The organism is Halobacteriovorax sp. XZX-3, from assembly GCF_043196495.1.
In the GTDB taxonomy this organism is placed as follows: Bacteria; Bdellovibrionota; Bacteriovoracia; order Bacteriovoracales; family Bacteriovoracaceae; genus Halobacteriovorax_A.
The window spans coordinates 541,690-566,472 of sequence record NZ_JBEBMO010000001.1 but is presented as its reverse complement, the minus strand read 5'-3'; the positions used below and the strand labels follow the sequence as shown (position 1 = coordinate 566,472).

The 24,783-nt window shown below is 37.1% G+C and carries 28 protein-coding genes and 2 tRNA genes; 16 read left to right on the top strand and 14 right to left on the bottom strand.

Going from position 1 to position 24,783, the window contains the following annotated elements; translation table 11 throughout:
- Positions 1–98: 98 nt before the first annotated feature.
- Positions 99–183, bottom strand: a tRNA-Leu gene (locus ABMA70_RS02630).
- Between the two features lie 112 nt (positions 184–295).
- On the opposite strand from ABMA70_RS02630, the gene ABMA70_RS02625 reads away from it, so the two are divergent.
- Positions 296–964 (top strand): hypothetical protein, encoded by a 669-nt coding sequence (locus ABMA70_RS02625; protein WP_146037815.1) that lies wholly within the window; start codon positions 296–298, stop codon positions 962–964.
- Here the strand turns inward: ABMA70_RS02625 and ABMA70_RS02620 are convergent, their stop codons facing one another.
- The 6 genes from ABMA70_RS02620 to ABMA70_RS02595 form a co-directional block, all read right to left on the bottom strand.
- Positions 965–1,606, bottom strand: a complete 642-nt coding sequence (locus ABMA70_RS02620; protein WP_392991706.1) for an NAD(P)H-dependent oxidoreductase — start codon at positions 1,604–1,606, stop codon at positions 965–967.
- Positions 1,596–2,036, bottom strand: a complete 441-nt coding sequence (locus ABMA70_RS02615; protein ID WP_199177524.1) for a MarR family winged helix-turn-helix transcriptional regulator — start codon at positions 2,034–2,036, stop codon at positions 1,596–1,598. Before ABMA70_RS02615 ends, ABMA70_RS02620 begins: the two co-directional genes overlap by 11 nt.
- Positions 2,036–2,512, bottom strand: coding sequence for a glutathione peroxidase (locus tag ABMA70_RS02610; protein ID WP_103217420.1), 477 nt, complete (start codon positions 2,510–2,512; stop codon positions 2,036–2,038). Before ABMA70_RS02610 ends, ABMA70_RS02615 begins: the two co-directional genes overlap by 1 nt.
- Positions 2,513–2,613: 101 nt before the next feature.
- The gene (locus ABMA70_RS02605; protein WP_103217419.1) at positions 2,614–2,907 is read right to left on the bottom strand and encodes a hypothetical protein; all 294 of its coding nucleotides are present in this window, start codon (positions 2,905–2,907) and stop codon (positions 2,614–2,616) included.
- A gap of 36 nt (positions 2,908–2,943) precedes the next feature.
- Positions 2,944–3,174 carry a hypothetical protein gene (locus ABMA70_RS02600; RefSeq protein WP_103217418.1) on the bottom strand — a complete coding sequence of 77 codons (231 nt, stop codon included), beginning with the start codon at positions 3,172–3,174 and terminating at the stop codon, positions 2,944–2,946.
- 107 nt (positions 3,175–3,281) lie between these two features.
- Positions 3,282–3,551: a hypothetical protein gene (locus tag ABMA70_RS02595; RefSeq protein WP_392991708.1), complete on the bottom strand. Its 270-nt coding sequence runs from the start codon at positions 3,549–3,551 to the stop codon at positions 3,282–3,284.
- Positions 3,552–3,674: 123 nt separating this feature from the next.
- Between ABMA70_RS02595 and ABMA70_RS02590 the strand changes: the two genes are divergently transcribed.
- The 5 genes from ABMA70_RS02590 to ABMA70_RS02570 all read left to right on the top strand — a co-directional run bounded on the left by ABMA70_RS02590 (position 3,675) and on the right by ABMA70_RS02570 (position 7,941).
- Positions 3,675–4,592: an alpha/beta hydrolase fold domain-containing protein gene (locus ABMA70_RS02590; protein ID WP_392991710.1), complete on the top strand. Its 918-nt coding sequence runs from the start codon at positions 3,675–3,677 to the stop codon at positions 4,590–4,592.
- Positions 4,593–4,745: 153 nt separating this feature from the next.
- Entirely contained in the window at positions 4,746–5,351 is a 606-nt protein-coding gene (locus tag ABMA70_RS02585; RefSeq protein ID WP_103217415.1) for a hypothetical protein, read from the top strand.
- A 49-nt stretch (positions 5,352–5,400) separates the two neighbouring features.
- On the top strand, positions 5,401–5,823 hold the full coding sequence (locus ABMA70_RS02580) for a thioesterase family protein (protein ID WP_392991712.1): 423 nt from the start codon (positions 5,401–5,403) through the stop codon (positions 5,821–5,823).
- Between the two features lie 101 nt (positions 5,824–5,924).
- Positions 5,925–6,587: an ATP-binding cassette domain-containing protein gene (locus tag ABMA70_RS02575; RefSeq protein WP_392991714.1), complete on the top strand. Its 663-nt coding sequence runs from the start codon at positions 5,925–5,927 to the stop codon at positions 6,585–6,587.
- On the top strand, positions 6,574–7,941 hold the full coding sequence (locus ABMA70_RS02570; protein WP_392991716.1) for a hypothetical protein: 1,368 nt from the start codon (positions 6,574–6,576) through the stop codon (positions 7,939–7,941). The genes ABMA70_RS02575 and ABMA70_RS02570 overlap by 14 nt, the downstream gene beginning before the upstream one ends.
- Before the next feature lie 36 nt (positions 7,942–7,977).
- Here ABMA70_RS02570 and ABMA70_RS02565 read toward each other — a convergent pair whose 3' ends face one another.
- From ABMA70_RS02565 to ABMA70_RS02540, 6 genes are all read right to left on the bottom strand, one after another.
- Entirely contained in the window at positions 7,978–9,018 is a 1,041-nt protein-coding gene (locus ABMA70_RS02565; protein ID WP_103217413.1) for a hypothetical protein, read from the bottom strand.
- A 111-nt stretch (positions 9,019–9,129) separates the two neighbouring features.
- Positions 9,130–10,524, bottom strand: a complete 1,395-nt coding sequence (locus ABMA70_RS02560; protein WP_392991718.1) for an L-serine ammonia-lyase — start codon at positions 10,522–10,524, stop codon at positions 9,130–9,132.
- A 37-nt stretch (positions 10,525–10,561) separates the two neighbouring features.
- Positions 10,562–12,076, bottom strand: coding sequence for a hypothetical protein (locus ABMA70_RS02555; protein ID WP_392991720.1), 1,515 nt, complete (start codon positions 12,074–12,076; stop codon positions 10,562–10,564).
- 72 nt (positions 12,077–12,148) lie between these two features.
- Entirely contained in the window at positions 12,149–12,406 is a 258-nt protein-coding gene (locus ABMA70_RS02550) for a hypothetical protein (RefSeq protein ID WP_392991722.1), read from the bottom strand.
- Positions 12,407–12,491: 85 nt separating this feature from the next.
- On the bottom strand, positions 12,492–13,106 hold the full coding sequence (locus ABMA70_RS02545; RefSeq protein WP_392991724.1) for a 3'-5' exonuclease: 615 nt from the start codon (positions 13,104–13,106) through the stop codon (positions 12,492–12,494).
- Entirely contained in the window at positions 13,078–14,112 is a 1,035-nt protein-coding gene (locus ABMA70_RS02540) for a serine protease (protein WP_103217408.1), read from the bottom strand. Before ABMA70_RS02540 ends, ABMA70_RS02545 begins: the two co-directional genes overlap by 29 nt.
- Positions 14,113–14,235: 123 nt before the next feature.
- Here ABMA70_RS02540 and queA point away from each other — a divergent pair, with 123 nt between their 5' ends.
- The 7 genes from queA to ABMA70_RS02505 all read left to right on the top strand — a co-directional run bounded on the left by queA (position 14,236) and on the right by ABMA70_RS02505 (position 20,570).
- Positions 14,236–15,300, top strand: a complete 1,065-nt coding sequence (gene queA / locus ABMA70_RS02535; protein WP_392991726.1) for a tRNA preQ1(34) S-adenosylmethionine ribosyltransferase-isomerase QueA — start codon at positions 14,236–14,238, stop codon at positions 15,298–15,300.
- Positions 15,301–15,306: 6 nt separating this feature from the next.
- Positions 15,307–16,425 carry a tRNA guanosine(34) transglycosylase Tgt gene (gene tgt / locus ABMA70_RS02530; RefSeq protein WP_103217407.1) on the top strand — a complete coding sequence of 373 codons (1,119 nt, stop codon included), beginning with the start codon at positions 15,307–15,309 and terminating at the stop codon, positions 16,423–16,425.
- A 27-nt stretch (positions 16,426–16,452) separates the two neighbouring features.
- Positions 16,453–16,794, top strand: a complete 342-nt coding sequence (gene yajC, locus ABMA70_RS02525) for a preprotein translocase subunit YajC (RefSeq protein WP_103217406.1) — start codon at positions 16,453–16,455, stop codon at positions 16,792–16,794.
- 2 nt (positions 16,795–16,796) lie between these two features.
- Complete coding sequence (locus ABMA70_RS02520) at positions 16,797–17,120, top strand: twin-arginine translocase TatA/TatE family subunit (RefSeq protein ID WP_103217405.1); 324 nt, start codon at positions 16,797–16,799, stop codon at positions 17,118–17,120.
- Between the two features lie 122 nt (positions 17,121–17,242).
- On the top strand, positions 17,243–18,952 hold the full coding sequence (gene secD, locus ABMA70_RS02515) for a protein translocase subunit SecD (RefSeq protein WP_103217404.1): 1,710 nt from the start codon (positions 17,243–17,245) through the stop codon (positions 18,950–18,952).
- A gap of 15 nt (positions 18,953–18,967) precedes the next feature.
- The gene (secF, locus tag ABMA70_RS02510; protein ID WP_103217403.1) at positions 18,968–19,894 is read left to right on the top strand and encodes a protein translocase subunit SecF; all 927 of its coding nucleotides are present in this window, start codon (positions 18,968–18,970) and stop codon (positions 19,892–19,894) included.
- Positions 19,881–20,570, top strand: coding sequence for a hypothetical protein (locus tag ABMA70_RS02505; RefSeq protein WP_103217402.1), 690 nt, complete (start codon positions 19,881–19,883; stop codon positions 20,568–20,570). The genes secF and ABMA70_RS02505 overlap by 14 nt, the downstream gene beginning before the upstream one ends.
- Before the next feature lie 3 nt (positions 20,571–20,573).
- Here the strand turns inward: ABMA70_RS02505 and ABMA70_RS02500 are convergent, their stop codons facing one another.
- Positions 20,574–22,283, bottom strand: coding sequence for a hypothetical protein (locus ABMA70_RS02500; protein ID WP_103217401.1), 1,710 nt, complete (start codon positions 22,281–22,283; stop codon positions 20,574–20,576).
- Between the two features lie 283 nt (positions 22,284–22,566).
- Between ABMA70_RS02500 and ABMA70_RS02495 the strand changes: the two genes are divergently transcribed.
- The 3 genes from ABMA70_RS02495 to ABMA70_RS02485 all read left to right on the top strand — a co-directional run bounded on the left by ABMA70_RS02495 (position 22,567) and on the right by ABMA70_RS02485 (position 24,724).
- Positions 22,567–22,872 carry an HU family DNA-binding protein gene (locus ABMA70_RS02495; protein WP_021266755.1) on the top strand — a complete coding sequence of 102 codons (306 nt, stop codon included), beginning with the start codon at positions 22,567–22,569 and terminating at the stop codon, positions 22,870–22,872.
- Between the two features lie 130 nt (positions 22,873–23,002).
- Positions 23,003–23,079 (top strand) — tRNA-Cys (locus ABMA70_RS02490).
- Positions 23,080–23,476: 397 nt separating this feature from the next.
- The gene (locus ABMA70_RS02485; protein WP_392991729.1) at positions 23,477–24,724 is read left to right on the top strand and encodes a DDE-type integrase/transposase/recombinase; all 1,248 of its coding nucleotides are present in this window, start codon (positions 23,477–23,479) and stop codon (positions 24,722–24,724) included.
- Positions 24,725–24,783 lie beyond the last annotated feature (59 nt).

The window sequence follows — 24,783 nt, the reverse complement described above, 5'->3', positions numbered from 1 at the left end:
TGCCATCGTGGCAATTGACGCCTCCAAAACCATCAAGCTACGCTTGCTTTTAATTAAGCAGTAATATACTTCGAAAAATGTATGGGAGTTTGAATGAATGGTGCCTAGAACTGGACTTGAACCAGCAAGCTCGAAAGCACACGGCCCTCAACCGTGCGTGTTTACCAATTTCACCACCTAGGCACATTGAAATCACTTGAATTCTTTAGATATATTAATCACTTAGAATTTGATTGGCAATGAAAAATCTTGCTCGATATTGACCCGCTGTGGCATCGTCCAGTAAACTAGTTCAGTGAGGATTATTCTAATATTTGTGCTCTTTGCACTATCATTTACCCTGAATGCTAAAGAGTATACGAGGCCTATTGATTACGCTGAGTATACAGTTGAGATTAACGCTCCAATTGAAGCTGTGTGGGACTATAACTCAAAAAATGAACACGCACGTCAGTGGTCGACTTACTTCTATAAGATTGTCTCTTGCCCAAATTCGCAGTGTCCGTGGAATGAGAAGTTAAAGCAAAGTGATATTGGTTTCACTCGACGCTGTTATCGAAGAGAGAGTGAGCAGGGGACTTTTTGGGACGAAACGACAACAATGGTTTCAAAAAGTGAAAACGAATACTACAAGCAGATCAGGGCCTATAACTTCAACGAATTTATGGATTTTATGAATTACAACGAGAAGGGAGAGTTTCTTGTTGAACAATTTTACAAGAAGCTTGGTGACAATAAGACGTCATTAACTTTTCGCTCTGGCTATATTCGTCGCCATGAACTTGCAAGTGCTCCGTCAAAATTTGAGTTCTTTTTATGGGAACAAATCTTTCACTTCATCACTAAGCGAAGTGTAACGAATACTTTTAAATGGAATCTTGAAAATATTAAGGCGCATATTGAGCAGGGTGAAAACTATAAGAGAATCCACCCGTATAGCTCAAATGATGCTGATTTTTATTAATTAGATTACTTTGAATACTTCATCAAAAGAGAAACGTACTTTTTCAAGATCCTTGTACTTGTCTTCATCTGATCTATAACCAAGCGCTACTGTTCCAAGAGTTTTATACTTTGTCCCTTCAAGCCCTAAGATCTTATCGTATTCTTCTGGAACGATCCCTTCGATTGCACATGTATCAATACCTTGAATGGCCGCTGTCATTAGAAGCTGTCCCATAGCAATATATGTTTGGCGTTGTGACCACTCTGGAATCGTTTTTGAACGTGGCCCATCAATTAATGCCGCCTTCATAACATCAAAATATCCTTGTAGACTTTCACGTTCTACATTTCTTTGCTCAGCAATTGATTGCACAAACTTTTCAACATATTCTTCATCTAGCTCTGTAAGGTAAGCAAGAACAACGTAGTGAGAGGCATCAGTTACTTGAGATTGGCCCCAAGAGTGCTCTCTAAGCTTTTGGCGTGTAGCCTCATCATTTACTAAAATGAACTTCCAAGGTTGTAGTCCAAATGAACTGGCCGCAAGTCTTAAAGATTCATTTAAAACGTGTAAGTCCTCATCTGAAATTTTTTTTGTTTTATCAAAAACTTTTGTGGCATAACGCCAATTAAGTGCTTTTATAATTTCTTCATTTTTCATGTGTACTCCACTGGTTATATATTTTATCTGCTTCAGCCTTTAGCTTCTGTATTTCTTTTAGATCAACATTATTTGAACAAAGAAGCTTTTGCGGAATTGATTTTGCTTTTTTCTTTAGTTTCTTTCCACTTGTCGTTGTTGTGATATAGACAATCCTTTCATCTTCAATACATCTCTTTTTCTCAACTAGGCCCTTTTCAATGAGGCGCTTAATCAGGGGAGTTAGAGTCCCGTTATCAAGAGAAAGCTTTTCTCCAAGCTGAGACATATTCACTTTGTCAGTTTCCCATAAGGCAAGCATGACAAGGTACTGTGGATATGTAAGATTGATCTCATCAAGATATGGCCTATACTGACTAGTAATGAGTTTACTTAGTCGATAGAGGCTGAAACAAATCTGATTGTCGATTAATAGAACTTCATCATTCATTATTTAAAGCTCTTTTCGATATCTTTTTCTAAACTTTCTGGTTTATCAATTGGTGCATATCTCTTAACAGGATGGCCTTCACTATCTACTAAGAATTTTGTGAAATTCCATTTTATTTTCTTGCTACCAAGTAGTCCTGGTAATTCATCTTTAAGATATTGATATAGTGGGTGTGTGTTATCTCCATTAACATCAATTTTTTCAAAAAGCGGAAATGAAGTTTTGAAAGTTAAGTCACAAAATGATTGAATATCCTCTGAGTTTCCTGGCTCTTGTTTGCCAAATTGATTACATGGGAAGGCCAAGATCTCCAGTTTTCCTTGATACTTATCGTATAGCTTTTGAAGTCCTTCATACTGAGGAGTAAAGCCACACTTACTTGCTGTATTTACGATCAATAAGCTTTTTCCCTTAAATTCAGATAGTGATCTTTCATTACCTCTAATATCAATAGCTTTGTAATCATAAATACTCATTTCAATCTCCTTTGATTTATTTGATAAGTAATATGTATCACAAAACTATATTGTGCACAATCTAATTGTAAAAAATAAGATATTGAAAAGATTTCAATATCTTATTTATATTGACGATCATATAGAGGAGGTCTGGCATGGCGCTCCATGTATTCATTTCCTCTGTAATCATCATCATTCATTTCTTGTATTTCTTGCTCAGACGCTGGATTTCTCTGTTTCTTCTCTTCACGAGATTGTTTTCGGTCCTGAGTTGCATTTTGCTCCTCTCCGTGAATCAATCGCTGAACTGAAGGATCATTTTCATCAACAATGGCAGTATAGCGCTCTCCATAAACTTCAAAGCCGAAAGCAAGAATTGCAAGTGTGATTATAATGTATGTGAGTGTCTTCATCTTATAACTCTTTTTGCCTCTCTTTTAACCTTGCTCTTACTCGTAGATTAAGTAGTGCATGTTGTTTAGAGAAGCATCTGCTTTTGCATCGCTTGAGGCAGGTGTACGCTCCATACGATGCTTCATTTTGGATTTCTTATCCTTTTTCATTTCTTTACTCATTTGATGACTTTCTGTCTTTTTTGACTTTCTCTCGCCCTTATCTCTCGCTGCAAATGTAGACGTGCTAAGCAGTAGAACGATTAAAGTCATAGGAATCAATTTCATATCATACCTCTTGTTTGTGTTTAGGCTTTTCTAAGCTCTTTGGTTGATTATGAAACTGTACTTTGGTTTTTTTATGTAATTATTGTGGAGATTGTTTGATATTTTTTTTACTTGAATGGACGCTTATATTTTCCATCACTATCATGAGTATGACCATTTTCATCATCGCTTGGAATGCTTGCTGGATAGCGACTGCGTTCATATTCTTTTGGGATTATTGGGCCCATTCCGTCATCATCAATTTCAAAGATTTTTGCCTTCAAATCCTGTGTCTGAGTCTTATTAGGCGACTGTCCCTCTATAGCTAAGGTGTCGTAGGCACTTACTTTTACGGCCATTAATATAGAGAACAAAATGAGTAAGGATATTGCTTTCATTGGCCTTGTTACCTTTCTTTGATTAAAATGCTGATCATAGTTTTACTAATTTTAACTATCGGAATTTTATTTATATACTTTATTTAATAAATACTTTTCCTTGTAAATGTAATGGGTTAGACCTTGTCCAAATCAATAGCTGAATTCATTCATCAAAAACGACTCTCATCAATGCAATCATTCTTTGATGTGGGAATTAAACGCTTCTCTCGCATTACGCTGGATGAGCTTCGTCGGGCCATGGATCTTATTGAAGGCGAGTATAAGAATCTTGTCAATTGCTCTATTCAAAAGCTCAATGACCATACTTGCTTAGTTTGGGGCGAGCCTAAAGCTCATTGTATTATTCATCTACACTCAGGAGGCTATGTTACTGGCCATGAGTATACTAGTGCTCAATTTTGTCAGGCCCTTTTCGATTTCCACGAACACTCTTCCTATATCGTTTGTCCTGATTACCCTTTATCTCCAGAATCAAGTATTCCTGAAATCACAAATTGGTGCCTCGCTCTTTTAAATGATCTTCATCTTAAAGGTATAAAGAGTTTTACGTTAACTGGTACTTCTGCTGGTGCAAATCTTGCGACATTAGTTACATTGGCAAACAATCATTTAGGTAGTAAAGCATTTAAAATCTCTGATTTACATCTCTTAACAGGTCATTATCAAAGTGATTTTGAAACGACGTCGGCAAATCGATATGAGAGTGGCGAAGAAAGTGGTTTATCTAAATCTATGCTTTTAAAGCTATTGGATTATGCAATCTCAAATCGTGAAGTGCATATGAAAGACCCTGCGATTTTTCCTCTTTATAGTGATGAGCTTGAGGCCCTTCCTAAAACAATTATCTATGCCGCTAAGTATGATGTTCTCTACGATGACAGTTTAATGTTTTATGAGAAGTTATTGAGAGAAGGAGTTGATGTAACTTTCAAGGAGTTCTCACATGGATTTCATGCTTGGTCGAATCATATCCTTGAGAATGAAGAACTTCTAAATTATGCAAAAGCAAAAATCTTCACTGAAATTAAAGGTTCGTAGATTCCTGAATTATCTAATCTTTCTCAAATAAGCTCTATCGAGATGGCCACTTTAATGGCCATAATTTTGACTTATAAGGATTCAAAAGCACGATAAATAGGTGTATTTAGAACATTTGTTGAGTAGCGATAAACTCTTATTAGAGAGGATTTTATGAAAGCTCAATTGGGTTTCTACAGACGTCACTTAGCATTAGGAGAGTTGGTTTCTTTCGAGGGCCTGCTTATGTTGGTTACGTTAATTTCTCTTTTCTTTTTTATTAGTCTTGCGCTTCTAATTACTATCGTCTTACTTGATTATATTCCTTACTCACCAAATGTAAGCATTGTGCTTGTTGTTTCACTATTAGTATATCAGCTTCGATTTACTGGCGATTCGCGAGAGCTCTTTGGTGATTTTCTTTTTCCTACTAAAGCACTAAAAAAGTGGTTTGAAAGAAGCTTTATGATCTGCTGTCTTTCACTCATTATTTCCTTCTTCTGTCTTTCTATGCTCAGGTACTTTCGTTATTCATCAATGAATACACAGCAGCTCCTTTCGTATTTTCATATGGCAAAACCTGTCTATGCTTTTGTTTTTATCAAGCATCGTCCAAATGATTTTTTAGCTTATTATGATAAAGGAATGCCTCTGGATAGAGACTTCCGTTGGCTTAATGACCAAGTGCTTATTAAGGCAATGGTCGTTAATAATAGGCATGAGCTTTTGGCAAAATTTCTCTCTAAGAAAGAAGGATATAATATTTCTTCGGCCCAATAGTGAATTCTTATATCTTGTGTGAGTAAGTTTAATTAGTTAAAATTTATCCATGGCACGTATAAAATTATCGACACCTCAAAGAGAAGCTGATTTTAAAACTAAAATTGAGCTAACAATTAACTTCGTCAATTATGGAAATCATATGGGAAATGATGCTGTGGCAACACTTTGTCATGAAGGGCGTCTGCGCTTTCTTAAATCCCTTGGTCATGATGAACTAAATTGCTTTGGTAAGTCACTCATTCAAGCTGATGCTGCTTATATGTACCGTGGAGAGGCTTTCCATGGGGACGTTTTAGAGGTTGAAATGTTTGTCGAAGATATTAGTGAGTACGGCTTTGACCTTCTTTATAAATTCACATGCGGTGATCGTCTTATCGCTTATGCTAAAAATGGCCTAGTCTTCTTTGACTATGAAGAGCGCAAGCTTGCCAAGGCCCCACAGGGTTTTCTTGACCACTTTAAGAAATAGGCTGCCTATAATTTGAGGAAGTCATACCACGCTAATTAGTTGATTTTTGTATCTACTTGAACCACCAGTACAATTATTATTTATAATTGAATGGAGGGCATATGGACGCTTATTTAAATAGTCCATTAGTTGAGATTAAGAACTTAGATTATACTTTCCCTGATGGCGAAGTTATCTTTAAGAATGTTTCCTTAAAAGTTGGTGCCGGTGAGTTTGTTATTTTACTGGGAAAGAATGGTTCCGGTAAAAGTACATTTATCAATCTTGTTCTAGGTGCCTACAATCCACTAAATGGTCATGTGAATGTTTTTAATATGGCCCCAACACACAATCGTTCAAAGATCTTCAAGAAAATGTTCTTTAACTCACATGATTTTGATTTTGATGAAAACTCTCGTGTTGGTTTCATCTTAGATAATTATCGAATTCTTTATCCTGATTATGATATCGATAAAGAAAAAAGACTATTAGCTGATTTTGAGTTAGATCGAGATAAGTGCATTCATGAGCTTTCTACTGGAATGAAGGTTCGTGTTCAAATCATTGCGGCCATCGCATCTGGAACACCTCTTATCCTAATTGATGAGATTACTGCCGTTCTTGATCGAAAGGCACGTAAGATGTTAGGGGAGCTTTTATCAAAAGAGTGTGCATCTGGGCGAAGTGTTGTGATGGCAACAAATATACCTGAAGATACGACATTAAACAGTAATAGAGTTCTTACAATTAGGTCTCATGGGATTGTCGATTATGAAGCAGCATAGTGTTCTTGGAAATCTTGTTATTAATAATATCAAAGAGAATAAGAATGTCTTTTTTCTTAAAACTCTATTCTTTCTTCTTTGTCTATTTTCATCTTGGATTGTTTATTTAAAATTTGAACTAAATATTCTACCAATTGCTGCATTTTCAGTTATTTTTATTTCGATTGTTTTAAATAAGAGTCGTTCTCAGACCATTAGGTCGCCGCATAAGTTGACTGGGAGTCTATACAATTTAACTCTACCAATTAGTCTGTTTCACAAAATGTTGCTTCAAGCTTTTGGATTTATCTTCTCTTATTTTTATAGCATCATAGCAGGTCTTTATATGGCCAATTACCTTTTATTAAATTCTTCTCAAAACGATATGAAGGATGAAAAGGTTATATTATCTACTATCCTATTATTTATATTTTTTGCTAATTCATTTATTGTAAGAACTTTTGCCTTTCAAGAGCGTCATCAATTTAATCGACTTTTTAGAAATCCTCTTATTTCTTTAACTAATATTCCTTTTTTATTTCTAAATATTATATTTATTGGTACTTCAATGCTTCTCCTAGGTGTTTTTATTTCTGAAGATAGTGCAGTTTGGATTTTACCACTATTTCTAAGCTTTTTTATCATTCATACATTTGTAAGAGTTTATAAAGATGATAGGCCATATAACGAGCATAAGAAGTTTCGCTTATTACAAACAAGTTTAAAGAAGCAGCTGATCCTTAACTTAAAGCTCTCATCAAGTCTTGGGATAGGTACTGTTTTACTTTTCTATTTTATCTCAAGCTTTAATCACATAAATTATAATTCATATATCGTTTATTCTGGATTTGGATTTATTAAAGAAGCAAAATTCATAACACTTTTAAGAGATAAAGATTCGAGTAAGTTTATTAAATATTACGATAGTGGAATGCCTGATGATAAGCAGTACGCATGGCTGAATGAAAAGGTCGTTTTTGATTTTGCGACAAGGTTTGATCGAAAGGATATTATCCTTCATCTTCTTCCTAGTAAGATTTCTGAATATGATAGTTATATCTGTAAATTAAATGAAGACAAAAAATGTCACCCAGGAAGTTTATTAAACTTTATGGTGGTTATGAATAGCCAGAAGTTTCTAACTTATCTCTTAAAGAATAATGAGTATAAAATTGAAGATCACACTCTTAGTCATAATCTTTTAATGGCCGCAAAGGATTGTAAGGGAAGGTCTATTGCATCTATTCTAGATTCAGACTTAATAAAAAATGATAAGGATAAGAGTGAGCTTTTTAATACCTTAGGAGAGTCAAGTGAGCCTGAGTGTAAGAAAGTGATGAAAGATATATTAAGTAGAGCATATCTTAAAAAATAAAAAAGGCCTCAAACGAGGCCTTCTCTTTTATTAGAATTAATCAATTTTTTGAATTTGTTGAATATATTCTCTGTACTCTTGAATATTATCATTTTGAGCTTGGATATTATCTAGCTCTGGAAGTTCAACGTTATCGAAGATATTTTTAACTTTCTTATCGATCTCGTGCTTAACACCAATTGATAGAAGGAAGTCATAACACTTAAGTGCTTCTTCGATCTTCTTATTCGCTTCGTGCATCGTTGCTGCATTTGAAGTTTCAAAAGTTGAAGGAAGTTCTAACTTACCAAGTTTTCCACCTGAGATAACGTGAAGAAGTCCTGGCCAAAAAGATGCTTCGTCAGCATCCATAGAATCATTGATTGCAAGAGCAAGAATGATATCAATACGTGCTTTTAAAAGCGCGATTGAAATTTCACGGTTGTGACCTGCTACGATATATTCTTCTGACTTACTTAGTGTTGCACCTTGAGAGTCTTTAATAAGTGCATCTTTCATAAGTGTGTACATCGACATTTCAGCAAAACCATTATTTTTTGCATTGAAAGTTTGACGGTGGTGAACCTTGTGAAGGGCCGCAGCTACAGCATAGAATGACTGCTCGTAGTTACGTTTTTTAAGTGACCACTTTCCTGTATGGATAGGAGTCATCTTACCTTTCTTCATTGCTTTTTTAACGTTGAATTCGCCTTTAATATCTGTTTCATAAACAGAGGCCATATTCTTGTAAAACTCTTCTACTGCATCATAGAAAAGCATGTCACGAATTTCTAAATTATCGTAAGGCTTAATTCCTGTATAAAGGTTATATTCAAATGCCATAAAGAATTTTGCAGCATTTGTAAGCTTTTGACCCATTTCAATATTGTCATTTAAGATAAGTGCGAAAGCATCACGTCTTTCAACTGAAGACTGTGCCGAACGAAGCTGTGAGTATAGTTGTGATGTTGTATCACTCATACCGTCAGTCGTCTCACCAAGCTTATCCATTTTTTCTGGCATTTTGATGGCCTCTTTAACTTCCTTACAACCTGTAAACAGTGTAAGTAGCATAAGAGGAATTAAGAATTTTTTCATGACTCTCTCCCTAATTTTCTATATAAAAGTAGGTCTTTGTATGATGAGGGTCACTAAAATGAAAGTGTTTATCTTGACGTGTGAAAGAAGTAACCTGTCTAACTAGCTGAATTAACACTCAGTGACGTTAACAGCAAGGCCTCCACGGCTTGTTTCTTTATACTTCGTTTGCATATCAGCACCAGTTTCTTTCATGGTTTTGATAACTTTATCAAGACTCACAAAATGACTTCCGTCCCCACGCATGGCCATTCTGGCCGCATTAATTGCTTTTACTGCACCCATCGCATTTCGCTCAATACATGGAATTTGCACAAGGCCACCGATTGGATCGCAAGTTAGTCCTAGGTTATGTTCCATTGCAATTTCTGCGGCGTTTTCGATTTGTTCGTTTGTTCCACCAAGTACTTGTGCAAGCCCTGCTGCCGCCATTGAGCAAGCAACACCAACTTCGCCCTGACAACCAACTTCTGCACCTGAAATCGAAGCATTCTTTTTATAGAGAATCCCGACACAACCGGCGACTAAAAGGAAGTCCACAACTTTATCAATTGAAGCGTCCTTAACAAATTTAAGATAGTATTTAATAACTGCTGGAATAATTCCGGCCGCTCCATTTGTTGGTGCTGTCACAACTTTTCCACCAGAAGCATTTTCTTCGTTAACAGAAATAGCAAAGAGATTTACCCAATCCATAATCGTTAGGGGATCAAGGTTCTTCTCACAGTCTTTTTTCGAAAGAGCTTCGTATAACTTCTTTGCTCGTTTATTTACTTTAAGGCCACCTGGAAGTTGTCCTTCTGCTTTAAGGCCCCTACTTATGCAATTATCCATTGCCTGCCAAATTTCTAAAAGGCCTTTATTAATCTCTTCTTCACTTCGCCATGATGTTTCGTTTGTCTTAATTAAATCACAAATTGAAATATCATTTTCATTAGCGATTGCTAGAAGTTCATCTCCACATGTGAATGGGTATTTAACCTTGCTTGTGTGTTGAGAGAAAATATCGCCTTCGTTATTTTCGCCTTCAGCTACGATGAAGCCACCACCAATTGAGAAGTAGACTTTCTTATATAACTCACGTCCATCTTTATCGATGGCCTGGAAGCACATTCCATTCGAGTGGAAGTCGAGAGTTTGTTTGCGATGGAATAAGATATGTTCACGTGGAATATAAGAGATCACTTTTGCGTTATCTCTACCTTCAAAGAAAGTAAGCTTTTCTTGGTCGTGAGCTAGATTTAAGATGCGATCAATTTGATCTGGGCAGATATCTTCAGGAGTGTAACCACTAAGTCCTAGAATGACGGCCTTGTCTGTGCCATGTCCTTTACCTGTTAAGGCAAGAGATCCATAGAGTGCTGTCGAAACGACTTGCGTCTCATCAAATAAACCCATTGAAACGAGTTTATCCATAAATTCTTTAGCGGCCCTCATAGGCCCTACTGTATGCGAGCTACTAGGCCCAATTCCGATTGAGTAGATATCAAAAACACTTAAATTCATGAGGAATTTATATCAGATGATTATGATTTGAGCTAGCCTAGTTCCACTTATCTTCAAGATATGTATGAATTGTGTTCACTGTTGCTGCATCAGGTGGATCATTAAAGAGCATAAATTCCATAACATCACCGTTAAAATAGCCACCATTTCCACTAAGAGATCCTGTATGGGTGTAGCTATCACTAAGGTATGAACCTAAAGAGATTGCCCCCGAGTGAGCATATAGGAGTGAAGTTGAAGTTGTAGAGCCGATTGAGCTTCCATTTATATAACAAGTGAGATCACCATCAGGCCCGGCCGCTCCCGTATAATTCGTGTAATCAAAAACCCAAGTAATATGATAAATGGTATTTATTGCTATCGGCGCGCTGACAGAAATGAATGGCTGGCTACCGTCTCCGTCATCGTTTATATTCCAGAATCCACAGTACAGATTTCCGCCTTGAATATAGATATTCATTCCACGACTGGCCCCGCCTTCCTCGTAGATAATTTGCAGACTTGTGATATCGGCAGAGGTCTCAATAGACGCTGTGATATTTCTTTGATTAGTCGTGGCCGTATTTAGCTCTGCATGGTTTGCAACAGTTAGATACTGATTAGTTCCATTAAAAACAACATGATTATCGACGCCATCAAAAGTTGGAGCGCCTCCATTTTGATAAAAATTATGTGTATTGGCACTACCGGAAATATCAAGCCAATCTTCGACAACTCCATTGAATGCACCATTGCTCGCAATTTTTCCCGTGTTGTCTAGGATGGAGCTTAAGTCGCTAGCATCTAGTCTTGCAACCATATTAGGGAGGGATGTTGCTGGATTGAAAACCTGAAAGGCCACTGAGTTTTGTGTGATACTTAGACCTGCACCATCAACAGCCCTTAATGAGATATAGTAATTAGTTGCTTCATTAAGTGAGAAGCTAGCGCCATCAACACCACTAACTAGCTTATAACTTGTAACATTGCCGATGTTGATCCAGCTCTGAATATTTGTGAAGCCCGGATTGGTTCCGATTGCAATTTCATAATGATCGATTTGGCAGTTATCTGTTGCTGCTACCCAAGTTGTTGTCGTAGACGATGCGGCCGTGGCGTCATCTGCTGAAACGTCTGGTGTACCAACAGCACTTGGTGCCGTGTTGTCCCAATAGAAGCTAGTGCTTGCTAGAGTCGTCGAGGTTTGTGCTGTTGCACTTACTGCACGCACCGAAGGGTAGTAAGCTTGGCACTCTGTTAGTCCAACAAGACCTGTGTGCGTGTAATTTGTTACTGTGCCAATATTTGTCCAGGCCATATGCTCGGAGCCAGCCGATGTTGTTCCTAGAGTGTAGTCGATATGATCGAAACTTGCTGGATTAGTCCATGAGACTGCTGGAGCATTTTGCGGTAAGGCGCCCGTAATCACGGCCTGGGCCGTTGAAATTGTGCTGGGAGCCGCCTGACCAACAGGAGCTGCCTGGATACCATCTGCACCTTCTGCTCCACCTGAGCAAGAAGTTAGGATGAGGCCAAGAGATGTTAATATTATTGCGGACTTAACAAGTTTCATTCTAAATAAATTATAGAATGAATGATCTTTAATTAATTTAGGAAATAATTTACCTAGTTTAAGTTGTTGAAATTACTTACCACGAGAGTCCGGATAGATGCAACGGTCTCCACAATGTTCTTCGATGTCCTGCCATTTGGGATTTTGCTCTAGTTCGTACTTATATTTATAGATCTCTTCAGATGATGGCCTTCGAATTTTTCGTTCATCTTGATTGGCCGCTTCTTCATAAGGGTTTGTTGTTCCAAAGCTATCCATACGGTATGGGCCGCTTTGATTGTCTGAGTCTTCTTGTGCATAAGCACCAGAGAATAATAGTGATATAATCAATATCCTTAGAAGTTTCATACAGTCTATCATTACCAAAGAAGATGAATCTTTAATGAAAGACTGTGAATAGAAATTCTTATTTATTTTAGTCTTTCTTATCAAGGGCCTGATAGAGCTTTAATGAAATCCAAGCATCAGTTGCAGCGTAGCGAATTTGGGCATCTGTTAATTTGTTATTTTCCCAATTTGTTAGCTTTGCCTTCTTAGAGATTTTCTTCTCTAAGAGAATTCCCGTTAAGGACTGTAGACCAAGAGTAATATAGCCTTGCGCTTTTGCAAGGTCTTGAACATCGACAACGCCTTTTGCGTTGATATGGTATTGCTTCTTAAGATCACGACAATCGTCTTTAACCGCAACCCCTGTTTTAATTAGATTCTCGTCTTCTAAATATTCGACTAGATAGTCAGGGCATTGAATCTTATTTAAACGAAAAAGGAAGCATTCATCTTCAAATGAAACTTGAATAAGACTTATGCGAAAATTGTCGGTCTTTTTAAAAGAAGGCCTTGATTCAGTATCAAGGCCCGTGCAATTGTATTTTTGATTTAATTCTTGAAATCTTTTAGAAATATCTTGGGCCTTTTGTTCATTATCAATTAAATGAATCTGGCCCGTGTAATCAATCATCTCGAAAGAGTTGATTTCTTCTTTAGTAATTCTAGCTTTAATATTATTCGTATTCTTCTTCGTATTCTTCAATGACTTCTTCCACTTCTTCTTCGCTCTTAGCGCCTTCTTCAAAGATATAAGGCCCTAAAGCTTCTTTTAATTTGTAATCAGTGTAAGCAGAGACAACTTTTGTAACAGTTTCGCCACTGCCTCCAAGTGGAGATGATTGACGTTCACACTTTCCACCTTGCTTCTTACATACGTTTACTTTATAGCAACCTTTGTCAAAATCAAAGGCATAATCGATTTCACCAGCTACTAATATACCAATAACCTCATCTTTCTTATTTAAAACAGGAGATCCTGAGTTACCTGCAAATGTATCGAGGTCTGTGATGATCTCTTTGCTGTAAATTGGGTTTGAGATAACCTTGGCTCCGTCTGCAACTTTAAGAGGGAGTCCCGTAGGGTAGCCGGCCACATAAATATCTGTACCTTTTGCTGTTGCATTCGTTGACATGTTTAGAGTTAGTGGCTTCTTATCTGTCGCTTCTCGTTCAAGTTCAACAACTGCATAATCTAGTGTACCTGTGTAAGATGCCGCTACAACGCGCTTACAACCATAAACGTCATTCTTTTTAATTTCTAATTGCCCATCTTTATTTACTGATGTTGAGTTATAATTGAATACCCATTTATTATCTCTACACTTTGATGTTACTTGGTCAGAAACTTCTGTTCCACCTGAGATCATACAGTGTCCGGCCGTCATAAGAAGATTCTTTCCTATTAAGAATCCACTACAACTTGCAATCGTAGGCTGATCTCTAAATCTCATGTCACCACAAGTAGGGTAACCTCTATGGTATTTTAATGTAGGAAATCTAAGAAGTTTTGTATCTGCAACCTTTCCTTTTTCATCTTTCAAAAAAGCATAGCTTGGAACCATTGCTGCAACACTATCAACTAGGAATTCTTTATTTGATTCGTGAACATCAACTCTGTTATCGTTTCCATAAATAACTTTATTAATGGCCATCGAATTTGTTGAAAGTAGCGCTGAAAATAATGCGATTTGCGTAAGATTTAACTTCAAATTTCCCTCTCTTTTGCTTTTTGTAAGTTTTTGCAGTTTTCTTTACATTTGAATATAAGAAAGTTGTGATTTGAAAAACTTACATGATGACGATTACCTAATTTCACGCTACTATCGGGACCTATGAATCAAGTAAATAAAGTAAATAGAGACGATTTGCAGCTGTCATCTTACGACTACGATCTGCCTAAAGAACAGATTGCTGAGCGCCCAATTGAGGGACGTCATCACTCAAGATTATTAGTTTACAATTGTAAAACAGATACAATTTCTCATCATAAGTTCAATGAATTAATTAACTTTCTACCGAAAGAAACAACTTTGGTTTTAAATCAAAGTAAGGTTTTCCCTTGTCGTCTAAAAGGTCACAAGGAAAGTGGTGGTAACGCTGAAGTTTTCTTTCTAACTGTTGAGGCCGATGATAATGGCCACTACCGTGCACTTGTGAAAGCGCGTGGCAAGAAGAAGGCCGATGACAAGTATATTTTCGCTAACGGTCTGACGATTTCAATTGTCGATAATATTGAAGGTGAGTTCTTGATCGCTCCTTCAATTGTTGGCAATGATCTTATTGACTACTTAAATGCAAATGCACTTGTTCCAATTCCTCCTTATATTCGTGGGGGAGAGTCAGACGAACAAGATAAGAAAGATTATCAAACGGTCTTTGCCAATGAATTAGGAAGTGTTGCTGCTCCAACGGCCGGACTGCATTTTTCTGATGAGCTGTTAGAGCAGATTAAAAGTCAAGGCCATGACATTGCCAAAGTTACTTTACATGTTGGTCTTGGTACTTTTGCTCCAGTTAAAGTTGATAATTTAGAAGATCACAAAATGCACTCTGAAAATTACTTTGTTGATAAAGTTAATTTTGAAAAAATAAAAAATGCTAATAAGCGCATTGCCGTTGGGACGACGAGTTTAAGAACTCTTGAGACAATTTGGCAAAATGGAGTCGATAATTATACTCCGGGAGAGATGAAGGATACTTCAATCTTTTTACACCCTGGAGTTGATGTGAAGAGTATTGATGGTTTGGTAACTAACTTTCACCTTCCTAAATCAACGCTACTTATGCTTGTGAGTGCGCTAATTGGCCGAGAGAAAACATTAGAGATTTATAATATTGCAGTTAAAGAGGGATATCGTTTCTTTTCATATGGTGATGCGATGTTAATTTTAAGGTAAGTGAATATGATTAAAGTTGAAGGTTATAGCGGTAAGGCCCGCGCAACAACAATAACAACAGAGCACGGTGAGATTAAAACACCAATTTTTATGCCTGTTGGAACTCGTGCATCTGTTAAGTGTATGTGGCAAGAAGATCTTTACGAGATGAATGCTCAAATCATTCTTGGTAACACTTATCACTTATACCTAAGACCTGGGCATGAGCTAATTGAAAAAGTAGGTGGCGGCCTTCATGGTTTTATGAATTGGGATCGTCCAATTCTTACAGACTCAGGTGGGTTTCAAGTATTTTCCCTTTCAGACATTAATAAGATCACAGAAGAAGGAGTAACTTTTTCTTCACATATTGATGGGTCAAAACATCTAATCTCTCCAGAAAAAAGTATGGAGATTCAAAAGGGCCTTGGCTCAGATATCGTCATGGCATTTGATGAGTGCCCTAAACTTCCTGCAACGAAAGAAACTCTTCGCGAGAGTATGGAGTTAACTCTTAGATGGGCCAAGCGTTGTATTGATTATAAGCTTCGCGACTACCAAAAACTTTTTGGTATTGTTCAAGGTGGCCTACATCATGATCTTCGTACTGAGTGTATGCAGCGCCTTGAAGAAATGGACTTTCCTGGTCTTGCTCTAGGTGGACTTTCGGTTGGTGAAAAGAACGAAGAGATGGTTGATTTCCTAAATGGATTTGTTCACACTATGCCTGATCAAAAACCAAGATACTTAATGGGTGTTGGAAAGCCTCTTGATATTCTTAATGGGATTCGCGCCGGTATTGATATGTTTGACTGTGTTCTTCCAACAAGGAATGCACGTAACGGACAATTTCTAACACACGATGGACCTCTTAATATTAAGAATCTTCGTTTTAGAGAGGATACACTTCCGCCAGATCCAAGTTGTGATTGCAAAGTTTGTAAAACGTATTCACGTTCATACATTAGACACCTATACACAACTGGAGAGTTTCTTTCTGGTAACCTGATCACTTATCACAATCTTTATTTCATGATTAAGATGACTCAAGATGCACGAGAAGCAATTCTAGCGGATAGGTTTGACGATTATTATAAAGAATTTTATAACAGATACACTTCACGAAAATGGGCTTCAGGCCAATAAAGAAAAAATAAAAGTTAGGAGAAACAAATGTTACAACTTTTTATATCAAATGCTTATGCTCAAGGTGGCGCAGCTGCTGCTCCAGCTAACTCAGCGATGAACTTTGTTCCAATTATTGCTGTTGTTGCTATTTTTTATTTCCTTGTTTTCAGACCACAAAAGAAACAAATGGAAGAAGAAAAGAAAATGCTTGATACACTTGAAAAAGGTAATCGTGTTTACACAAAATCAGGAATCTTTGGTACAATCGTAGGGATGACTGAAAAAGTTGTGGACCTTGAAGTTGCTGAAGGTACACGTATTAAAATCCTACGTTCACAACTTGGTGGACTTGAAGAAAGTATCCTTTCTAATAAAAAAGAGGCGTAATTATGTTTGGTGGCTTTGGAGCTGGTGAGTTACTTATTATTTTAGTTTTTGCCCTGATTTTTATCGGGCCTAAAAAACTTCCTGAACTTGCAAAAGGTTTAGGTAAGGGACTACGCGAATTTCAAAAGGCCAAAGATGATTTAATGGATCACGTCAACGATGCTGCAGAGACCAATTCTCACAAAGAGGAATCTGTGGCATCACAAATCACAGAGTCACCAGAAGCTAGCGTTGCAGCGCAAGGTGATGCCGAAATTAAGAATTCTAATAATTCTGAAGAAGAAAAAGACCAAGTAATTGAGTCGGAAAAATCAAAGCAATCGTAAGTTTTTGAAATTAATATTCTCTTAATATTGTTTTTAAGTAGTTAATCTCATATAATTTTTGTAGTTTATTTAACTCAATTATTCGAGAAAACCAAAAGAAACCCAAGGATTAGGAGAATCTAATGAGAAGAGGCTGGTGGTATCGCTTCGTATTTCTACTTATCGTAGCGATCATTTCAGGTATTTCGATTGTACCTACTGCATTCAATTTTAAAGAAACGGACAATTTTCCAGTTAAGTCTAAGATCAACTTAGGACTAGACCTTCAAGGTGGTCTATACATGATCTTAGGAATTGACTTCAAAAAGGTCTACAAAGACGAGGTTAAAGGATACGCGCGCCGTTTAGAATTTAGCTTCAAAGACAAAACTGGTAACGGTTTTGAGATTGGTGACCTAGATTCATCTGATGAACTGGATCCACGCCAAGAGATTATCCTAGGATCAGCTACTGATGTTGAGACACTAAAGGATATTATTCATGAGCAATACAATGGATTCCTAAGAGTAACTAAGGATACTGGAAATTCAATCTCTGTTGCCTTAACGAAAAAAGTTAAGACTGATATCGAAGATCAATCAGTAAAAAGATCAATCGAAGTTATTCGTAACCGTATTGATGAATTCGGTGTTACTGAGCCAGAGATTATCTCTCAAGGTAAAGACCGTATCGTTGTTCAGCTTCCAGGTGTTAAAGATATCGAAAGAGCAAAAGAGCTAATCGGTAAAACAGCTAAGCTTGAATTTAAAATGGTAAACTCTGAAGTTGCTCCTATTACAATTCAAGGTTGGGTATCAAAAGCTAAAGAGCAAGGTGTTGATTATAAGAAAGGTGACAGGTTCTCTGACTACGTTTCAAAAGTTAACGAAATTGTTGCTTCTGATCTTCCAAAAGGTCACGTTCTAGCATTTGAAAGAGTTACAAACGCTAAAGGTGATATCCTTCAGCTTGTTCCATACTTAATCGAATCTGTTGCTCGTCTTACAGGTGAAGACCTTGAAGATGCGAGAGTTCAATTTAACCCACAAAATAACAACAACCCAGAAGTAGGACTTAACTTTAAGTCTCGTGGTGCAAAAATCTTTGCAGATGTTACTGGTGAAAACGTTGGACGTTTAATGGCGATTACTCTAGATGGTAACGTTTATTCTGCTCCACGTATCAATGGTAAAATTGCTGGTGGCCGTGCAACGATCTCTCTTGGTGGTAAGAGTTACAATGAGCAACTTAAAGAAGCAAAAGACTTAGCTCTTGTTCTTCGTGCTGGTGCTCTTCCTGTTCAGCTTGACTTCCTTGAGCAAAGAACTGTTGGTCCATCACTTGGTGCTGACTCAATTGATAAAGCAAGATTTGCTGCAATCATTGGTTGTGTTTTAGTATTTGGTTTCATTCTTGTTTACTACAGAATCTCTGGTGTTTTCGCTGTTACAACACTTGCGCTAAACGTTCTTATTATTCTAGCTATGCTTGTTGGTCTTGGGGCAACTCTGACTCTTCCAGGTATTGCAGGGATCGCTCTTACTGTTGGTATGGCCATTGACGCCAATATCATTATTTACGAGCGTATTCGAGAAGAAATTCGAAATAACGTTGGTTTCTATAAAGCTGTTGAAAACGGATTTAACTCTGCTTTCTGGACAATTATTGATGCAAACATCACGACAGCTCTTGCTGGTATCTGTCTACTAAACTTTGGTACAGGTCCAATTAGAGGTTTCGCTGTTACATTATTAATTGGTATTTTTGCAACTGTTTACACTTCTTACTTTGTTTCAAAGCTTTTCTTTGAATTCTATATGAATAAAGTTGAAGGTCAGGACTTAAGCATTTAAGGATTGGAGTTTAAGATGTTTGAAATTATAAAAAGTAATACAAAATTCAATTTTGTTAATAAATTCGGAGTTGCAGGGGTTATTTCTGCACTTCTAGTTATTGGTTCTCTTGTTTTAATCGGTACTAAAATGAAATACGGGGTAGACTTCCGTGGTGGTGCTGAGATCCAAGTTAAGTTCCAAAAAACTGAAAACCTAGACGAGCTTCGTCGTGAAATGAAAGCCGCTGGTTTCAACGGGGTTACAATCCAAACGATTGGTGAGCCTCAAATGAATGAATATCTACTTAAAGTTAGTGCAAACGAAGGTAACCTTAATGAAGTTACTGAAAAAGTTTCTCAAACTCTAACAACTAAGTACGAAAAAGATGGTGTTGAAATCAGAAAAGTTGATATCGTTGGTCCAAAGGCCGGTGCTGAACTTAGAAAATCTGGTTTCCTAGCAATGCTTTGGGCACTTCTTGCAATCATGATCTACGTTGGTCTACGCTTTGACTTCAAATACTCACCAGGTGCAATTGTTGCTCTTTTCCACGACGTAACTATCATTCTAGGTGTATTTGCTCTAACTGGAACAGAGTTTACTCTTCAGACAGTTGCTGCAATCCTTGCGGTTATCGGTTACTCGGTGAACGATACAGTTATCGTTTATGACCGTGTACGTGAGCATGAGCAGAAGTTTGTTGGACGTGATATTAAAGAACACATCAATAATGCAATTAACGAAACACTATCAAGAACAATCCTTACTTCTGGTACGACACTTTTCGTATCGGCAACGATGTTCTTTGTAGGTGGTCTTGCAATTCGTGATTTCTTTATGGCAATCACTCTTGGTGTTGTTGTTGGTACTTACTCATCTAACTTCGTTGCAGCACCAGTTGTACTTCTATTTGATAAATTTAGAGGGGAGCAGGCGAAAACTGCAGATGCAAACGCTTAATTCAAAGTTTAGTTTTATTAAATACTTAATTGCCCTGTGTGTACTTCTTAGTACACATGGGGTTTTTGCGTATGGAGATGAAGATTACGATAGTCGTGATAAAACATCTTCATCTCAAGACGTCGAAAATCTTCAAGAGTCAATTGAGACTCTTAATCAAGAAATTGAAAAAAATGGCGGGCAAGGGGTTAATATTGTCTCGATGCCAACACAAGGCCTTACTCTTAAAAATGGAAAGGCCGATCCCGAAATGATGAGACGTGCAATTAAGATGATTAATGCACAATTTAAGAATGTTCCTGATGCACAAGTGGCACAAATGATTCGTGACAGTGCCTCTCAAAACCAAATGATGCAATTTTTTACTAATAGCGATAGGTTTGTAAACTTTGCTGTTGGTCTTGTAAAAGATGATAAGGCACTGCTTTACTTATTTGAGTTAACTCAGGATAAGGATGTGCTAAAGCTTGCTTTAGGCGCTGTGATCTTTCTTTTCATTCTAAGCTTCTTTCTTAAGAGGGCCTTTATCAAAAAAGATGAATTCTTTGTCTTTCGCTATGTAAAGTCGCTCATCTTCTTTGTTTTTTCGACTGGATTCAAAGCAGGTGTTCTTTACTTTATTTATAAAGATTACTTAGATCCAAGTGTTGATGTATTCATTAAAAGAGTTCTCTAGTTTCTAATTACTACTTGTTACTGGAATACAGCCCATCTTACGATCAAGTGGTTTGATCGTCGTAGGAATTGATGTCGTGTAACCACTACTTGCTAACTCACTTGAGTGCATTACCTGATAAAGCTTCTGGTACCCACGTTTTTGAACGTATGGTGCATCTTCATCCGCTGGCCAGTAGAAGTAAGTTGGTTGCGACTGAGTATCACTTGTAGGCTTATAGTGAATTCCATCATTAGTTAAATGAAACCAGATTTTTTTCAGTTGTCCTTCTCTAATAAACATTACGTCAGCTGGCTTAATCTCTTGCTTATTACCATCACCAAGATCTATTACTTCACGAGGGCCTTTGGCAAAGTAGAGGCCTTCTGTTGGCGTTCCAATAATTTCACCAAGGGCCTTAAATTCAATATTTGTTGAATTGTATTCAGTATATCCTGGACAAATTGCGCGTCCACTATTGTCAGTAAAGAATGGAATCATAGCAAGCCCAGATTGAATTAGCCCTGACTCAGCTCCTGAACAGGCTTCAGGGAAGCCTCCGTCTTCAACGCTAACATTTGGTGCCACACATGTCTCAAGAGGTGCAAAGTATGATTTAGTCCCGCTAACGTTGGCGCCCATTTCAATCATGCGATCTTTAATTAGGAAATCAACCTTGCGGTTTTCACCATCTGCAATAAAGCGCACATCATTTATATCCCACAGAGAAAAGTGATCAGGCACTAGCTCTAAACGTGGAAATTGTGGAGCATCATCGTTTTGCCCTGTCTTAATATAGTCGTGACAAAAGATTGTATCTGAAACACCTGGTGGAAGATATGGAGTCGGGTAGTCAACAGGCATGTAGAAGTGTTTTCTAACAGTATCTAAGTAGATCTGATCTCTTGGATCGTAGTTAGAGCTTGTGGCCGTCGCACGAATCATACAAGTGTATTGTGAGATAAGTTTTATCTTAAGATTACCTTCGTATTCGTCATCATCACCTGGCTCAAATAATTTGAACTGCTCGTAATCACTTTTTGCATTCTCAACACCACTTCCAGTTTCTTCAATATGGAAAGTATAAGCTTCACCAAAGTTTACTGTTGTGGCCTCAAGATTTGCTTCAAAAATATTTGTTCCTTGATAAGTCTTAAGATCGGCCGTGTAACGGCGTCCATCAATATCTGTTGCAACTAATTTACATGAAGGTGGATTTTGAGCACCATTTTCAATTGAGTTGTTACAAAAACCAAAGAGGTTTTGTAGTTTAGAGTCGTCTTTGATTTTTGGCCCAACTGTCACTGTTCCGTATAGGGTAGCAACTGTGGCCGTCTTTTCCTGGCAAGTAGCTGCACATGAAGCACCACTTGTTACCGAGGCAACTTTTTGATTCTTACAAATACAAAAGTCGTCATCAATGAATACAGAGTCACTTGGACGAGCAATCACTTCTGGTGCTGTAATACAAACACCTGCAGAGGCCTCAATATTTTCACGAGTAAAGTCATCAAGGGTCTCATCGGCCAGAATTTCTTCTAATTGCGCTTCGTCTGCAACGACTTCTCCTTCACCACATGAACTTGCACATACATTTCCTTCGTTCAAAAGAAAGAATAGATCTTCACAAGTATCGATATTATTGACGTCGTCAAAGAATCCATCTGGACGCGCAACCTGTGGAACACAGGAAGATGTGATAAATAAGAATACAATTAAATATATTACCTTCATTGGCCTATTTCCTTAATTTTCTACTTACTTAATCGCCAGTTTTCGTTGACTTCTTTAATTTTAGGTTAATTTCTTACATTTCATTGAAATTCTGTAAAAATAAACGTAATTTTAGGTAGTTATACTGTTAGGAAATAAAATCTAGTGTATAATGATAGTAAAGTTTTTGTGGCACAATAAATATTCCTAATGTTTTTAGCGACTTGGACGATAAGTGAGGTAACTAAAAATCATAGGATTGAGTTTGTGCTCGAAAGAGTTCTCATATCGAGAGGAGATTAAAATGACAAAAGCAGATTTAATTGCAGCAATCGAAAAGCAAGCAAATGTAACGCATAAGCAGGCCGAGACTGTTGTTAATATTTGTTTTGATGACATGATCAATGCTTTATTCAATGATGAAAGAATCGAAATCAGAGGTTTCGGATCTTTCGCCAATCGTAATTATAAAGCGTACGAAGGTCGTAACCCAAAGACTGGTAAGGTAGTAAAAGTACCACCAAAAAAGGTTCCATTTTTCAAAGTTGGTAAAGAGCTAAGAGAAATGGTTGATGAGGGTAAAGACAAGTACGTTATCCGCGAAGCTTAACGGCCACGCATCCTGTTTTTTTAATACTTAAGTATAGGCCTGCCGCATCAGCGGCAGGTCAATATTTTTAAGCATTTAAATTGACTTATTAAAAAATATCCATATTATAGGAAATCTAAAATCATTCTGCGGACGGGTGCTAGAGTGGTCTAATAGGGCAGTTTGCAAAACTGTTTTTCACCGGTTCAAATCCGGTCTCGTCCTCCAAATTCAAAAAGAAAAACCCAGGCTTGTCCTGGGTTTTCTTTTTTAACCTGAAGATAAGCTCGATTTAAACATGTATTCTCCCGGTTTGGGAGGCGTTAAATACCACGATGGTATTTAATGCCGAACTATCCAGCGACGACCAGGATGGGAGGAGTCGGGCAAATCTTATGCATAGAAACTAACCCAGATTGGGTTCAGTGGTGATGATGTTAACTTATGATATGTTCACCAGAGATCTACTTCATCTTTAATATTCTCATGTAAAATAATAATCTTCTCTTTTCATTAGCCAAATATGGTCTTCAGTTTTACAAAATCATTCGTTTCTAGAGCTTTAAACCCTTAAATACTTTGAATTATCTAACCAGCGTGACGAATTTTCGTCAAAGGAGGACCTATGTCTAAAATTACGTATAGAAAGTATGATGATTCACTCAAAGAAATGATTATTAAAAGTGGTAACCCTAACTTATTTCCACACTTAAAAATTCCTCGAACAACAGCGATGCATTGGATTCGAAGCTCGAAGAAAAAGGTGCGCTTAAATCAGGTTGATTATGATAAGGCACTGCTTGGTAAAATTAAGCGCCTTGAAGATGAGTTGAAAACGGAAAGGATTAAGGTTCTATTTTTAAAAACACTACTTAATAGAATTACTGGTTTTAGAGAACTTCTAATATCTAAAGAGAATAGAAATGCTTTTGTTGAGTGTGTACTAAATTTTTCAAATTGGACTTCTAAGTCGGAGTTGTGTCGACTACTTGCAATTCAAGATAAAACTTTCTACCAGCAGAAAGTTGAAACAAAAGGTTGTATAAGGATCGGTCTAAAAAAGTGTAAAATTCTTTCACCAAATCAGCTCACTCTTGTTGAACAACAAAAGATATATGACCTTGTTCACGACAAATCACTGGGCCACTTAAGTGTTAAGGGACTTCAAATGTATGCCTTTCGCAATGGAATCCTTTCTTGCGGCTACGGAAGCTGGAGAAAGTATGCTAATGAGTTTCGTCCGAATGTTGGAAATAAAAGAAGAAAAAGAATTAATAAAGTTGGCCTTAGAGCAAAACAAGTCAATGAAGTTTGGCATATTGATGTAACGGAGTTTAAGTGTATTGATTGTGGAAAGATATATCTTCAAGTTCTAATGGATAACTACTCACGTAAGATTATCAATTGGAAACTATCTCGTAATAAAGGAGAGGCATTAACGATGCGAACGATACTAGATGGAGTGAATATCACTCCCCAGAATTTAATATCAGATGGCGGAGGAGAAAATACTGGGAATAAAGTTAAATCGGTCTTCGTTGAAAAAGGTATCAATGCTCTAATCGCAAAGAAAGATATTTATTATTCAAATTCAATGATTGAAATATTCTTTAGAACTCTCAAACAAAGATATATAAACAAGTATAGGAAATATAAATTTTCAAAACTCTACAATCTAATTAATCGTTCCATTCTTTCATATAATGAGATGCCTCTAAGCTTAATTGAAGGAGCTAGGCCGAACGAGCTCTATAAGGGAACAGTTAGTAAAGAGGATCTTCAAGAGATATTAAAATCTCAAGTTAAGCAGGCGACTGAGAAAAGGCATTTTATTAATAAGACTTGTCAAAACGATTATTCATTAAAGGGGTAAGAAGCTATTTAACTAAGTTATTGTAATTATTATAACCTTCTTGTCAGGATGTTGACATA

Bases quoted from the DNA above. Each gene is read 5' to 3' on its own strand.
- ABMA70_RS02565 (WP_103217413.1), bottom strand. From the start codon at position 9,018: ATGAAAAAATTCTTAATTCCTCTTATGCTACTTACACTGTTTACAGGT.
- ABMA70_RS02520 (WP_103217405.1), top strand. From the start codon at position 16,797: ATGTTTGGTGGCTTTGGAGCTGGTGAGTTACTTATTATTTTAGTTTTT.
- ABMA70_RS02620 (WP_392991706.1), bottom strand. From the start codon at position 1,606: ATGAAAAATGAAGAAATTATAAAAGCACTTAATTGGCGTTATGCCACA.
- ABMA70_RS02505 (WP_103217402.1), top strand. From the start codon at position 19,881: ATGCAAACGCTTAATTCAAAGTTTAGTTTTATTAAATACTTAATTGCC.
- ABMA70_RS02560 (WP_392991718.1), bottom strand. From the start codon at position 10,524: ATGAATTTAAGTGTTTTTGATATCTACTCAATCGGAATTGGGCCTAGT.
- ABMA70_RS02580 (WP_392991712.1), top strand. From the start codon at position 5,401: ATGGCACGTATAAAATTATCGACACCTCAAAGAGAAGCTGATTTTAAA.
- ABMA70_RS02595 (WP_392991708.1), bottom strand. From the start codon at position 3,551: ATGAAAGCAATATCCTTACTCATTTTGTTCTCTATATTAATGGCCGTA.
- ABMA70_RS02555 (WP_392991720.1), bottom strand. From the start codon at position 12,076: ATGAAACTTGTTAAGTCCGCAATAATATTAACATCTCTTGGCCTCATC.
- secF (WP_103217403.1), top strand. From the start codon at position 18,968: ATGTTTGAAATTATAAAAAGTAATACAAAATTCAATTTTGTTAATAAA.
- ABMA70_RS02615 (WP_199177524.1), bottom strand. From the start codon at position 2,036: ATGAATGATGAAGTTCTATTAATCGACAATCAGATTTGTTTCAGCCTC.
- ABMA70_RS02500 (WP_103217401.1), bottom strand. From the start codon at position 22,283: ATGAAGGTAATATATTTAATTGTATTCTTATTTATCACATCTTCCTGT.
- yajC (WP_103217406.1), top strand. From the start codon at position 16,453: ATGTTACAACTTTTTATATCAAATGCTTATGCTCAAGGTGGCGCAGCT.
- ABMA70_RS02570 (WP_392991716.1), top strand. From the start codon at position 6,574: ATGAAGCAGCATAGTGTTCTTGGAAATCTTGTTATTAATAATATCAAA.
- ABMA70_RS02495 (WP_021266755.1), top strand. From the start codon at position 22,567: ATGACAAAAGCAGATTTAATTGCAGCAATCGAAAAGCAAGCAAATGTA.
- ABMA70_RS02605 (WP_103217419.1), bottom strand. From the start codon at position 2,907: ATGAAGACACTCACATACATTATAATCACACTTGCAATTCTTGCTTTC.
- ABMA70_RS02610 (WP_103217420.1), bottom strand. From the start codon at position 2,512: ATGAGTATTTATGATTACAAAGCTATTGATATTAGAGGTAATGAAAGA.
- queA (WP_392991726.1), top strand. From the start codon at position 14,236: ATGAATCAAGTAAATAAAGTAAATAGAGACGATTTGCAGCTGTCATCT.
- ABMA70_RS02575 (WP_392991714.1), top strand. From the start codon at position 5,925: ATGGACGCTTATTTAAATAGTCCATTAGTTGAGATTAAGAACTTAGAT.
- ABMA70_RS02485 (WP_392991729.1), top strand. From the start codon at position 23,477: ATGTCTAAAATTACGTATAGAAAGTATGATGATTCACTCAAAGAAATG.
- tgt (WP_103217407.1), top strand. From the start codon at position 15,307: ATGATTAAAGTTGAAGGTTATAGCGGTAAGGCCCGCGCAACAACAATA.
- ABMA70_RS02585 (WP_103217415.1), top strand. From the start codon at position 4,746: ATGAAAGCTCAATTGGGTTTCTACAGACGTCACTTAGCATTAGGAGAG.
- ABMA70_RS02600 (WP_103217418.1), bottom strand. From the start codon at position 3,174: ATGAAATTGATTCCTATGACTTTAATCGTTCTACTGCTTAGCACGTCT.
- secD (WP_103217404.1), top strand. From the start codon at position 17,243: ATGAGAAGAGGCTGGTGGTATCGCTTCGTATTTCTACTTATCGTAGCG.